This is a genomic window from Actinoplanes campanulatus, assembly GCF_014647795.1.
GTDB classification, from domain to species: domain Bacteria; phylum Actinomycetota; class Actinomycetes; order Mycobacteriales; family Micromonosporaceae; genus Actinoplanes; species Actinoplanes campanulatus.
Genome location: NZ_BMPW01000018.1, coordinates 123,794 through 135,881, shown reverse-complemented (window position 1 = coordinate 135,881; position 12,088 = coordinate 123,794). Strand labels below are relative to the sequence as shown.

The following is a 12,088-nucleotide window of genomic DNA, read 5'->3' as shown; positions in this document are numbered from 1 at the left end:
GAAAGGAAATACATGCAACACCGACGCGCATGGGCCCTGACCGCCGCAACTGTGGTCCTTCTCGGCACCGTGGGTGCGGTGCTGGCCGCCCGTGCATCCGGCCCGGCCGATCCGGTGAGCGCGCCGGCCTCCTCGGCCTCCCCGGTCCGCGTCGTCGTACCGGGCCGCCCCGGCGAGTCGGCCGGCGTCACCGACTCCGATCACGTGCAGGCGCCCGCCGCGTCCACCTACAACAAGGCCGACGTCACCTATGCCCAGATGATGATCGCCCACCACGCGCAGGCGTTGCAGATGGCCGATCTGGTGCCCGAGCGGGCCACGAACCAGGGCGTGAAGAACATCGCCGGCCGGATCACCGCCGCACAGGGCCCGGAGATCTCGGTGCTGCGGACCTGGCTGGCCGACCGCGGAGAGCCGGAGTCGGACCCGGCCCACGACCACGCCTCGATGCCCGGCATGCAGTCCGAGACGGCTCTCACCGGTCTGGCCGCGGCCCGGGGCGCCGACTTCGACCGCCGGTTCATCGCGATGATGACCGAACACCACCGTGGGGCCGAGACGATGGTGGGCGAGCTGCTGCGTACCGGGTCGGAGGAACGGCTCGCCAAGATGGCCAAGGAGACGGCGATCGAGCAGCTGGTCGAGATCCAGCGGATGGCCGAGCTGGGTGTGAGCTGACTCAGCGGGCCGGCAGCGCCGCCCTGACCTGGGTCGCGCCGGAGGCCAGGGCGTTGAAGGCGGACTGGCTGATGTCGTCGTCCTCGCGCAGGTCGACGAGCTTCTCGGCGAACTCGTCCATCTTGCGGGCGGCGTCCTTCGCCTTACCTCGTTCCAGCCGGTCGGCGGCGGACTTGAGCCGGCGGTCCAGCGCCTCGGCGCCGTCGTCGTCGATCTCGCCCTGGTCCTCCAGCGAGTCGACGACGGCCCTCAGGGCGGCAATCAACTCGGCCGGTTGAGCCGGGCGCACGGTGACCGGAACGGTCGTCGTGGCCGCCTCTGTTTCCGCAAGCGAGGGCTCCGGCGTCTCTACCGGCGCCGCCGAGGTCACCACCACAGCGGGCGGCGCGGCCACCGGAGGCGGGGTGTCGTCGTCGCCGGAGAACAGCCAGACCGCGAGCGCGGCCAGGACGACCGCGGAGCCCGCGGCGGCGAGCAGGGCCACCCGGCGATGGTCGGCGGCCCGGTAGACGCCGCGCTGCTGCTCCACCACCGGCATCGGGGCCGTCGGCTGGTAGAGGTCATGAGGATCCGGCACGGCGGCCATCATGCCAGGCGACAGGTCAGAGGCGGACCGGAAGTTCGGTCAGCCCGCGCAGCAGGGTGCCGGGCCGCCAGATCAGCTCCTCCGGCTCGACGGCCAGCCGCAGATCGGGGAAACGGTCGAGCAGAGCGGTGAACGCGATCTGCGCCTCCAGCCGGGCCAGCGGTGCTCCCAGGCAGTAGTGGATGCCGTGCCCGAAGGCCAGATGCGGGTTCTGCGGACGGTCCAGCCGCAGCTCGTCGGCGCCGGGGAAGCGGTCGTCGTCCCGGTTGGCGGACAGCAGCACGACCACGATCGGGTCGCCGGCGGCCACCTTCTCCCCGCCGATCTCCAGGTCCTCGGTGGCGACCCGGAAGGTGGACGTCTCGACGGGTCCCTCGTACCGCAGGAACTCCTCGATGGCGGACGGCAGCAACGCGCGGTCGGCGCGCAACCGCTCCCATCGCTCGCGGTCACGCAGCAGCAGGTAGGCGCCGTTGCCGATCAGGTTGACGGTGGTCTCGTGGCCGGCCAGCAGCAGCAGGAAGACCATCGAGGTGAGTTCCTCCTCGGTCAGACCGTCCCCGGAGTCGCGGACCTGGATCAGCCCGGTCAGCAGGTCGTCGCCGCCGTGCTCGCGGCGCTCGGCGAGCAGGGTCCGGATGTAGCCGATCATCGACTCGATGGCCGGGCCCAGCCGGTCGCCGGACATCGCGCCCGCGACGATGACGTTGGACCAGGCGCGGAACGAGCCCTGGTCGGCGGCCGGCACCCCGAGCAGCTCGCAGATCACCTGGATGGGCAGCGGGAAGGCGAAGGCGTCGATCAGGTCGGCCCGGTCCCGGCCGTCGAGGGCGTCCAGCAGCTCGGTGGCGATCACCTCGATCCGCGGGCGCAGCGCCTCGATCCGGCGGACCGTGAAGGCGGCCGAGACCAGGCGGCGCAGCCGGGTGTGGTCGGGCGGGTCGACGGCCAGCATGTGCCGGGACAGGGCGCCGCCGGCCGCGGACTGACCGGCCGCGGAGCCGAGGGCCGCCACCGACTTGGACAGCCGGGGGTCGGCCAGCACGCGGCGGGCGTCCTCATACCGGGTGACGAGCCAGGCGTCCAGGCCGCTGGGCAGGCGGACGCGGCGCACCGGGCCGGTGCGGCGCATCCGGGCGTACGTCGGGTGGGGGTCGTTCTGGAACGCCGAATCGGTGAAATCGATCATTTCGCCCCTCCAGGCCGCCGGGAACCGAATTCCGACAATACGTGTCGATGGGGTTCCCGGCAGCCCCGGTCAGGCGGCGGGGCGGCGCGGCACCCGGGGCGCGCGGGGCGGGCGGATCGGCAGGTGCGGCCGGCGGGCGGTGGGCCGCCGCAACCGGCGCGGTCGCGGCTCCGGGGACGCCACCACGACGACGACGTACGCCCGGTGCGGTTCGGTGGTACTGGCCACTGGTACGGATCACCTCCAGGGAAGGTGTCCACTATCCGCCGGTACGATGACCGGCCCCCGGCTGTTCATACTTTCTTAAAGATCATCTGAGAAAGAGGTAAGCAACCACCGCAAGACCGGTGGGCACCGGCCGATTACCCTCCTTGGGACCACTCGTAGATGGAGTAGCCGCGCCACCATGTCCTTCCGCACCCTGGGCGTCCTCGCCGCCGTCACGTCGCTGCTGGCCATGGCCGGATGCGGCTCTCCCGCCGCACCCGCCGGAGACCCCGCCGAAGCTCATCCGGCGGCCTCCTCGAGGTCGTCCGCGGCGGTGCCGGGCAGCCCCACGGAAAGTGTCCCGACCCGGCCGAACATCGTCTTCGTGCTGGTTGACGACCTGTCGATGAACCTCGTGCAGTACATGCCGAACGTGCAGAGGATGCAGCGGGACGGCACCACCTTCACCAACTACACGGTCACCGACTCGCTCTGCTGCCCGTCGCGCGCCTCGATCCTCAAGGGACAGTTCCCGCACAACACCGGCATCGTCAAGAACCACGGGTCGGACGGCGGCTTCCGGCTCTTCCACAGCCGTGGCCAGGAGAAGTCGACGATCGCGACCGACCTCCAGGCGGCCGGTTACCGCACCGCGTTCCTCGGCAAGTACCTCAACGAGTACTTCCCCAAGAAGACCATGGGCACCGGCAAGCCCTACGTGCCGCCGGGCTGGGACCAGTGGTTCGGCGGCGGCAACGCGTACGACAACTTCGACTACGACCTCAACGAGAACGGCCAGGTCAAGAGGTACGGCAAGAAGCCGCAGGACTACCTCACCGACGTGATCGCGGGCAAGGCGGCGAACTTCATCAGCACCACGGCGGCGACCGGGCAGCCGTTCATGGTCGAGGTCTCCACGTACACCCCGCACAGCCCGTACACGCCGGCGCCGCGGGACGAGAAGCTCTTCCCCGGGCTGAAGGCGCCGCGCACCGCGGCCTACGACAAGGTGCCCGCCGGCTCGGCGTGGCTGCCCCCGAACCTCAAGCTCACCAAGGACCAGGCGCGGCGGGTGGACGAGGAGTTCCGCAAACGGGTGCAGTCGGTGCAGTCGGTGGACCGCATGATCGGCACGCTGCGCGACACCCTGGCCAAGTCCGGGGTGTCCGACGACACCGTGGTGATCTTCAGCTCGGACAACGGCTACCACATGGGCGAGTACGCGCTGCCCTCCGGCAAGCAGACCGCCTTCGACACCGACGTCAACGTCCCGCTGATCGTCGCCGGGCACGGGGTGGGCGCCGGGCGCAGCGTCAGCTCGGTGGTGGCGAACATCGACCTGCGGCCCACCTTCACCGACCTGGCCGGAGCGCCGCCGTCGCCGGAGTGCGACGGCCGCAGCTTCAAGGCGCTGCTCAGCGGGGAGGCGCCGGCCGACTGGCGGCACGCGACGCTGATCGAGCACCACGATCCGGCCACCGACCCGAAGGACCCGGACTTCCAGTACGACAGCAAGAACATCCCGCCGTCGTACGACGCGATGCGCACCGAGCGGTTCACCTACATCGAGTACGTGGACGGGACCCGGGAGTACTTCGACCGGAAGACCGACCCGTACATGTTGACCAACATCGTCGGCACGCTGGCCCCGGAACGGCTCGCCGAGCTGAGCACCGCGCTGCACGGGCTGGCCACCTGCGTCGGCGCGGACGCCTGTGGGAAGGTCTCCCGGGCGGTCAGCTGACCCCGCCCGGCCAGATGAACGGTCGCCCGGTCGGGCCCTGGTCCGGCACGATCGGGTAGACGCTGGAGTGCGCCTGCCAGGACGGCTGCGGGCGGGGCCGGGAGTCGGCGAGGGCCCGGGCGAGCGCCTGCAGCATGTCCTGGAGGGCCATGTGCAGGCGGTCGTCGGTGACGATGCCGGCGCTGTCGATCGACGCCATCTCCAGCGGGATCCGGACGCACGCGGGCCGCAGCAGCCGGGCGCCCGCGTGGTCGAGCACCGACTCCAGGCCGGCCCGGGCGCCGTCGTCCAGGCCGGGCCGCACCACGGACAGCCAGGCGGCCGGTTTGCCGCCCAGGTCGCCGCCGTCGACCAGCCAGTCGAGCAGGTTCTTCAGGCTGCCGGGCAGCGAGCCGGCGTACTCCGGGGTGCTGAACAGCACGGCGTCGGCGGCGTCGACCAGGGAACGCAGCTCGGCGACCGGGCCCGTCGGCAGTTCGCCGGGGACGAAGGCGGGCAGGTGGCGCAGGTCCTCGTACCGGGTGGTGGTGATCTCCGGTGGCGCGAACCGGGCCGCGGTCCGCAGGGCGGCGGTGTGCAGGGAACCCTCCCGGGTGCTTCCCGAGATCAGCAGGACACGGGTCATTCCGCGACGATACGGCGCGCGGGGCCCCGGTTCGGACGCCCGAAGGGATTACCCGGCCGCCGGTCTCCGCTCCCGGAGCATCCAGCCGGTTCCGGCCACCGCCAGGACGGTCAGGACCGCCAGCATCAGGCCGTGGTCGGCGCCGGCGCCGTCGGCGGTCTCGGCCACCACGTTCGGCACGCCGAGCCGGTCCAGCGCCCAGCCGACCGCGGCGGCCGCGGTGAGCAGCGCGCCGCCGGTCCGCAGCCACGGCTGCACCGGGAGCCGGGCCAGGGCCAGCAGTGCGGGCAGGGCGAGCGCCACCAGCAGGAGCTGGACCAGCTCGATACCGAGGTTGAAGCCGAACAGGCTGAGCACGAGCTGCGTGGTGGACAGGCGCAGGTCGGCCAGGGTGAGCGAGAAGGCCATCCCGTGGCCCAGCCCGAACAGTCCGGCGACCAGCGCCTCACGCCCGGGGAAGAGCGGGCGGATCGCGTGGACGGCGCCGATCAGGATGCTCACCGCGATGAAGACCTCGACCGGCCGGGCCGGGATCGCGACCCGGGTCAGGGCACTGAGCGCGAGCGCCGCGGAGTGACCGAGGGTGAAGGCCAGGGTGATCCCGGCGATCCGCCGGATCGCCGGTCGCGCCCCGGACAGTTCCCGCCAGCGCCCGCCCCGGGCCAACAGCGGCGCCGGGAGCAGCAGGATGAGCAGGAACAGCAGGTGGTCGGTGCCCTCCAGGATGTGCCGGCCGCCGAGTTCGAGCATGGCCCGGAAGCCCGGCCAGGAGCCGCCTGTGCCGAGGTCGACGGCGAGCGGCGGGACGGTCATCGTGCGGTTGTCGACGGCGATCGCGCCGACCTGCTCGGCGTCGTCACCCTCGGTCACCCGGCCGGCCGCCCAGTCCTGCCGGACCGACACCAGCGCGGTGTGCGTCACCACCTGGTGGACGATCACGTCGTAACCGAGGGTGAAGTGCCGCACATCGCCGCCGGCCGGTGGGGTGAGCGTGAGGGTCGCGATCACCTCCTGGTACGGCCCGGCGCCGGTCGGCTCGGCCGTGCTGACGTCGAGATCCCCGGCGGCGACCGTCCAGGCGGCGCCGTCGGGGCCGGTGGGCCGGATGTGCCCGGTCAGATAGGTGCGCAGCTCCCCGGCCCGGGCCGGCAGCTCGGCCGGGGCGATGCCGCTGGCCAAGGCCAGGTCGCCGGCGGGCAGGTGGAGCGACGCTGTCACCGACCCCTGATGCACGTCGAGAAGGACCACCGAGTTCGGCATCGGGTGGGCCGCCGCCGGCTTCGCGCCGGGAAACACCATCAGGGGTACGGCCAGGAGCACCGCGATCCGTCTCACCCGCCACATGATTGTCAACAATATCGTCGGCAGGCAGGGCTTCGCCCGGGTTCACCGTAAGTCACAGAAAGCACCGAGGCCCCACCTGAATCAGGTGGGGCCTCGGTCGGTCGTGCGCCGCGTAGGACTCGAACCTACAACCCGCGGATTAAGAGTCCGCTGCTCTGCCAGTTGAGCTAGCAGCGCCTTTCGACGGGAGGAAGACTAACACACCATCTCGGCCCCGATTTTCGGCCGGGGGGTGGCCGCGGGCGCTGGGGAGCGCCCGCGGCCGCGGGGAACGGGTCAGGTCGCGGTGCAGGTCAGCGACGGCCAGGTCCAGTTGCCGCCGTGCTGGACGGTGAAGCCGAAGGTGTTGCCGTTGCCGTTGGGCCGGGCGGTCATCACGTAGCCGGTGGCGTCCCAGGTGACCGTGGTGTTCCAGGTCGCGATGACCCTCTGCGGAGCACGGAACGTGACGGTGACCGCCCAGTTGTTCGTCCCGGTGACCGCCACCTGACCGTTGAACCGGTCGGTCCACTTCTGGCCCTCGGAGTAGGTGGCCGTGCAGGAACCACCGGTCGGCGGCGGGGTGGTGGGGTTCGTTCCGCCGCCCGGCGCCACGGCCCGGCCGGTGGTGGGCGAGATCATGCCGGCGCACAGGCCGCGGTTGCGCAGGTCGGCGGCGATCTGCGGGATGGCGGCGACGGTGGTGGCGTACTGGTCGTGCATCAGGATGATCTGGCCGTTGGTGAGCGTGCCGGCCCGCTGCGCGATCTGGGCCGTGGTGGCGCCGTTCCAGTCCTGGGAGTCGACGTCCCAGATGATCGTCCGCATGCCCAGGGCCGACGCGGCGGACTGGAGGGTGGCGTTCGTCTCCCCGTACGGCGGCCGGAAGAGCACCGGGGTGCCCCCGCCGCCGGCCTGGATGGCGCTCTGCGTGCGGGACAGCTCCGAGCTCATCTGCGCCGAGGAGAGGGTCAGCATGTGCGGGTGGGTGTAGCTGTGGTTGGCGACCCACATGCCGGCGTCCACCTGCGCCCGGACCAGGCCGGGGTTGGCCGCCGCGTTCTGGCCGGTGTTGAACATGGTGGCCCGCAGCCCGTTCTGCCGCAGCGCGTTGAGCAGGTTGTTGGTGTTGCCGGCGTTCGGCCCGTCGTCGTAGGTGAGACCGACGTAGCCACTGCTGCAGGCGGCGGGGGCGGCGGTGGCCGTCTGGGTGAGGGGAACCAGGACGGCGCCGGACGCGGCCAGCACGCCGGCCACTCCGCAGAGCACGACTCTGAGCTTGCGCATGGGGGATCCACCTTCGTGTCGGGGAACAGGGAAGGGATCGACGACCGTCGCTGACTCATTGTTCGGAGCCACCGGGACCGAGTCAACCGTTAAGTGCCGGTAAATTTTCGAAACTTTCGGCGCGCGGGAACAGTAGTTAGGCGATGGATCTTGCTTTGGCTGGCCGCAACTATCGATGTGATCCCGGAAACACCGGCGGAGGGCACGAAAAAGCCCCAGCCGAGGGCTGGGGCTTCGTGTGCTTGGAGAGTGCGTCGCGTAGGACTTGAACCTACAACCCGCGGATTAAGAGTCCGCTGCTCTGCCAGTTGAGCTAGCGACGCTCGCCGTACAACGGGGAAAACGTTAGCACGACCTCGGAAGATCCTTGTAATCGGCCACCGGTCACCCGAAGGGGGAGGCACGGCTTGCGTCCATGCGTCAGGATGTCAGCGCTGAGAACTCCAGAACGGGGCCCGACGATGGTTCACCTCCGCCGCTCCCTGGCGGCGATCATGGCGCTTGGCCTGATCGCACCCCTCGCTGCCTGCGGCGACGACAATGCCAAACCCGCCTTCGCCGACCCGGCCGCGACGGCGAGCACCACCCCCGGCGCTTCCGGCGCGCCGGTGACCGAGAGCACGTCCGCGGCGGGCGGCCCGGTCACCCTGACCATCACACCCGCCGCCGACAAGAAGAACGTGCCGGTGAGCGCGGAGATCGGGCTCAAGGTCAGCGGCGGCGAGGTCACCTCGGTCACCCTGACCGACGCCAAGGGCAAGGCCGTCGCGGGCAAGCTGCGCGAGGACGGCTCGTCCTGGGTGCCGGCCAAACCCCTCAAGACCAAACAGACGTACGCCGCCAAGGTCGTCGCCACCGGAAGTGACGGACAGACCACGACGGCGAACACCACCTTCACCACGATGGGCGCGCCGGCCCGGGAGACGGGCACCGGGCTCTACCTCTTCGACGGCAACACGTACGGCGTGGCCATGCCGGTGGTCGTCGAGTTCAACCCGGGCATCAAGAAGGCGGATCGCGCCGCCGTCCAGAAGCGGATGTTCGTCGAGACCTCGCCGTCGCAGCCGGGCACCTGGTCGTGGACGTCGAGCGGCACCCAGGCCTACTACCGGGCGCCCGACTACTGGCAGACCGGCACCGAGATGACCGTCCGGATCGCGGTCGGCGGGCTGCCCACCGGCGGCGGCCGCCACGGCGACCAGGACCGCTCGGCCAAGGTCAAGATCGGCCGCAAGTTCGAGATGAAGGTCGACAACGCCTCGAAGAAGATGACCGTGCTCCAGGACGACAAGGTCGTCAAGACCATCCCGGTGAGCCTCGGCAAGAAGAGCACGCCGTCGTCCAGCGGCCACATGGTGGTCATGGAGAAAAAGGCCGCGACCGTCTTCGACACCACCGACACCGACGGCGCCTCCGGTTACCGCACCGACATCGAGTACGCGCAGCGACTCACCTGGAGCGGTCAGTACATCCACTCGGCCCCGTGGTCCACCGGCGCACAGGGACGCACGAATGTGTCACACGGCTGTGTCAACGTGTCCCCCTCGAACGCCCGGTGGCTGTTCGGCAAGACCCTGATCGGCGACCCGGTCACCGTGAAGGGCACCGGTGACGAGCTGGAGTACGGCAACGGCTGGACGCCGTGGGACGTGAGCTGGGAGAAGTTCAAGGAGGGCAGCGCTCTCTGATCACCCGGCGTGGTTCTTCCTACCCGGTGGGGTACATCGATGGCGTTGCACCGGTCACGGCACGAAACCGGTATTGGTGCGACGCTGTTTCGCGGGGCACTATTGGGCGCCGGGGGAGAACGACGCCGTGAGGAGACCATGGAGATGGATGGAATTCGGTCGGCGGAGCAGGCCGGTCCGGCTGCCCGAAGTGGCCGGAGCCGGTTGCGCCTGACCCTGGCCGCGATGCTCGCGGGCACCCTGCTGCTGACCGCCGCGTGCAGCGGCGGCAAGGACGAGCCGTCCTGGCAGGGTGGCGGCGACGGGGCCGCCGGTGCGTCATCGGCTCCCTCCGCGCCCACGTTGAGCACCGTCGCGGTGACCTCCCCCGCGCAGGACGCGAAGAGCGTCGAGCTCTGGTCCGAGGTGAAGTTCGACAGCGAGGACCCGGACAACACCGAGGTCAAGGTCACCAACGCCAAGGGCGACGAGGTCGAGGGCACCCTGGACAAGGACCAGAATCTCTGGCGTCCCGCCGAGTCGCTGGCCTGGGGCACGAAGTACACAGTGACCGTCACCACCCCGGCGGCCGAGGGCAAGAACAACTCCGCCACCAGCTCGTTCACGACGATGAAGCAGCCGTCGAACCTGGTGCGGGTGACCAGCTTCCTGGGCGACGGGCAGAGCGTCGGCGTCGGCATGCCGCTGATCATGAAGTTCGGGCGGGCCATCCCGGAGAAGTACCGTGCCGAGGTCGAGCGCCGGATGGTGGTCACCGCCACGCCCGCGCAGGAGGGCACCTGGCGCTGGATCAGCTCCACCGAGGTGCACTTCCGGCCGCAGGCGTACTGGAAGGCCGGTTCCAAGGTCTTCTACGACGTGAAGCTCAAGGGCGTGGAGCTCGGCGACGGGTGGTACGGCCGGTCCGACCTCACAGTGGACCTGAAGATCGGCCGCGAGATGATCCTCACGGTCTCCAACAAGACCAAGAAGATGACCGTCAAGCAGGACGGCAAGGTCATCAAGACGATCCCGGTGAGCCTGGGCAAGCCGAGCACCCCGTCCTCCAGCGGCACCATGGTGATCATGGAGAAGGCGGCGCACACCGTCTTCGACACCACCGACGAGGACCCGGTGAACGGCTACAAGACCCCGATCGACTGGGCTCAGCGGATCACCTACAGTGGCCAGTTCATCCACGCCGCCCCGTGGTCCGAGGGCGTGCAGGGCAAGCGCAACGTCTCGCACGGCTGCGTCAACGTCTCCGAGGCGCTCGGCGAGTGGCTGTTCCAGCGCACCATGATGGGTGACGTGATCACCGTCACCGGCACCGAGGACAAGCTGAAGAACGGCAACGGCTGGACCGACTGGAACATGAGCTACGCGGAGTACAAGAAGGGCAGCTACCTCTAGACCCGGAACGACGACGTGGGCCCCGGTGCGGATCGCATCGGGGCCCACGTTCGTCTCCGCTCAGGCGGCCGGGAACGCCCCGGTCACCGCGGCCTTCTTCGGGCCGGCGGTGGCGACCGCGCCGTAGTTGTCGCCGCTCGGGTCCCGGTCGCCCGCGGCGTGCGTGTACTGCGCCGCGAAGACGTAGCTGCCCGGGGCCAGTGGGGCGCCCGGCTTGAGGGTGAAGCGGTAGTAGAGCACGTCCTTCTCCGTGGTCACGGCCATGAAGATCATCGCCGCCGGGATCGACGTCCACTTCCCGGCCTCCTGGACACCCCCGGTCCGGGCCACGCCGATCACCACGTCGAGTTCGGTCACCGGTTCGGTGGTGGTCAGGGTGACATTGCCCTGCGCCCAGGTGCCGGCCGAGTGTTCGTCGAGGACGGCGCTGGATCTCAGGAAGCCGTCGGCCGGCTTCCACACCGGAACCACCGGCGCCGTACCGGGGGTGGGGACGGTGCCCCGGTCCGGACGGCGGCCGGTCTCCGTGGGCTTCCCCTTCGGGGTACGGCCGGGCTGCGGCGGCGCGGCCCCGGACTCCGACGGCGCCGGTGAACCGGTGGCGGCCGGCACGGGCTCCGGGGTGGGCTCGTCACCGGCCATCCGGATCCCGGTGAAACCCACCACGATGGTGGCGGCCACCGACGCCGCGGCGGCCACCGGGCGCAACGAGAACGCCCACCGGCCGCGGGCCGGCTCGGCACGGCGCCGGCCGATCCGGGTGAGCATCGCGACCCGGTCCGGCGTGTGCCGCTCGGCCTCCCGGCGCAGCGCCGCACCCAGCTCGGGCTGGAGATGCTCAGCCATGATGACGTCCCGTCGCCAGCGGCATCCCGCGCAGGAACTCGCTCAACTGGGCGGCGCCCCGCGAGGTGTGGCTCTTCACGGCGCCGACCGAGATGCCGAGGATGGTGGCGACCTCACGTTCCGGCACGTCGAACGCGTACCGGAGGATGACGCACTCGCGACGCCGCTGCGGAAGGCGCTGCAGCGCCGCTCGCACGTCGAGGACCGCGGGGGTGTCGCTCTCCGCCCGGTCGCGGCGCAGCAGGCCGAGCCGCAGCAGACCGGACCGCTCCCGGCTCTGCTTCTTGATCCACTGGCGGGCCAGGTTGGTCACGATGCCGCGCGCGTACGCGACCGGGCTGTCCGCCGCCTGGACGCGTTCCCAGTGCCGCCACACCTCCACGAACGCGTCGGCCGCCAGGTCGTCGGCGGCCTGCGTGTCGCCGGTCACCAGGTAGGCGAGCCGGGACATGTCGGCGTGATGCTCGTCGAAGAACCGCCGGAAGGCGTATTCGATGCCAAGGTCGGACAAGTGACTGTTCCT

12 protein-coding genes and 2 tRNA genes are annotated in these 12,088 nt (G+C 70.5%); 4 read left to right on the top strand and 10 right to left on the bottom strand.

Going from position 1 to position 12,088, the window contains the following annotated elements; all coding sequences use genetic code 11:
- Positions 1-12: 12 nt before the first annotated feature.
- Positions 13-678: a DUF305 domain-containing protein gene (locus IEZ13_RS31080; protein ID WP_183224858.1), complete on the top strand. Its 666-nt coding sequence runs from the start codon at positions 13-15 to the stop codon at positions 676-678.
- 1 nt (position 679) lies between these two features.
- Here the strand turns inward: IEZ13_RS31080 and IEZ13_RS31075 are convergent, their stop codons facing one another.
- The 3 genes from IEZ13_RS31075 to IEZ13_RS31065 form a co-directional block, all read right to left on the bottom strand.
- Positions 680-1,255 (bottom strand): FIMAH domain-containing protein, encoded by a 576-nt coding sequence (locus IEZ13_RS31075; RefSeq protein WP_183224859.1) that lies wholly within the window; start codon positions 1,253-1,255, stop codon positions 680-682.
- Positions 1,256-1,280: 25 nt separating this feature from the next.
- A complete protein-coding gene (locus tag IEZ13_RS31070; protein WP_183224860.1) occupies positions 1,281-2,453 on the bottom strand; it encodes a cytochrome P450 family protein in 1,173 nt (390 codons plus the stop codon).
- 69 nt (positions 2,454-2,522) lie between these two features.
- Positions 2,523-2,681: a hypothetical protein gene (locus IEZ13_RS31065; RefSeq protein ID WP_183224861.1), complete on the bottom strand. Its 159-nt coding sequence runs from the start codon at positions 2,679-2,681 to the stop codon at positions 2,523-2,525.
- A 178-nt stretch (positions 2,682-2,859) separates the two neighbouring features.
- Here IEZ13_RS31065 and IEZ13_RS31060 point away from each other — a divergent pair, with 178 nt between their 5' ends.
- Positions 2,860-4,404: a sulfatase family protein gene (locus IEZ13_RS31060; protein WP_229795264.1), complete on the top strand. Its 1,545-nt coding sequence runs from the start codon at positions 2,860-2,862 to the stop codon at positions 4,402-4,404.
- Here IEZ13_RS31060 and IEZ13_RS31055 read toward each other — a convergent pair.
- The 5 genes from IEZ13_RS31055 to IEZ13_RS31035 all read right to left on the bottom strand — a co-directional run bounded on the left by IEZ13_RS31055 (position 4,397) and on the right by IEZ13_RS31035 (position 7,962).
- Positions 4,397-5,029 (bottom strand): NADPH-dependent FMN reductase, encoded by a 633-nt coding sequence (locus IEZ13_RS31055; RefSeq protein WP_183224862.1) that lies wholly within the window; start codon positions 5,027-5,029, stop codon positions 4,397-4,399. The two genes, IEZ13_RS31060 and IEZ13_RS31055, sit on opposite strands and share 8 nt — an antisense overlap.
- Before the next feature lie 48 nt (positions 5,030-5,077).
- Positions 5,078-6,364 carry a HupE/UreJ family protein gene (locus IEZ13_RS31050; protein WP_183224863.1) on the bottom strand — a complete coding sequence of 429 codons (1,287 nt, stop codon included), beginning with the start codon at positions 6,362-6,364 and terminating at the stop codon, positions 5,078-5,080.
- A gap of 113 nt (positions 6,365-6,477) precedes the next feature.
- Positions 6,478-6,550 (bottom strand) — tRNA-Lys (locus IEZ13_RS31045).
- A 99-nt stretch (positions 6,551-6,649) separates the two neighbouring features.
- Positions 6,650-7,639: a polysaccharide deacetylase family protein gene (locus IEZ13_RS31040; RefSeq protein ID WP_183224864.1), complete on the bottom strand. Its 990-nt coding sequence runs from the start codon at positions 7,637-7,639 to the stop codon at positions 6,650-6,652.
- A gap of 250 nt (positions 7,640-7,889) precedes the next feature.
- Positions 7,890-7,962, bottom strand: a tRNA-Lys gene (locus tag IEZ13_RS31035).
- A gap of 138 nt (positions 7,963-8,100) precedes the next feature.
- Between IEZ13_RS31035 and IEZ13_RS31030 the strand changes: the two genes are divergently transcribed.
- Both IEZ13_RS31030 and IEZ13_RS31025 read left to right on the top strand, forming a co-directional pair.
- Positions 8,101-9,327, top strand: a complete 1,227-nt coding sequence (locus IEZ13_RS31030) for a L,D-transpeptidase (protein WP_183224865.1) — start codon at positions 8,101-8,103, stop codon at positions 9,325-9,327.
- A 153-nt stretch (positions 9,328-9,480) separates the two neighbouring features.
- The gene (locus IEZ13_RS31025; protein WP_372441923.1) at positions 9,481-10,719 is read left to right on the top strand and encodes a L,D-transpeptidase; all 1,239 of its coding nucleotides are present in this window, start codon (positions 9,481-9,483) and stop codon (positions 10,717-10,719) included.
- 60 nt (positions 10,720-10,779) lie between these two features.
- Here IEZ13_RS31025 and IEZ13_RS31020 read toward each other — a convergent pair whose 3' ends face one another.
- Together IEZ13_RS31020 and IEZ13_RS31015 are read right to left on the bottom strand one after the other, a co-directional pair.
- Positions 10,780-11,565 carry a hypothetical protein gene (locus IEZ13_RS31020; protein ID WP_183224867.1) on the bottom strand — a complete coding sequence of 262 codons (786 nt, stop codon included), beginning with the start codon at positions 11,563-11,565 and terminating at the stop codon, positions 10,780-10,782.
- Positions 11,558-12,076 (bottom strand): SigE family RNA polymerase sigma factor, encoded by a 519-nt coding sequence (locus tag IEZ13_RS31015; protein ID WP_183224868.1) that lies wholly within the window; start codon positions 12,074-12,076, stop codon positions 11,558-11,560. The genes IEZ13_RS31020 and IEZ13_RS31015 overlap by 8 nt, the downstream gene beginning before the upstream one ends.
- Positions 12,077-12,088: the final 12 nt, after the last annotated feature.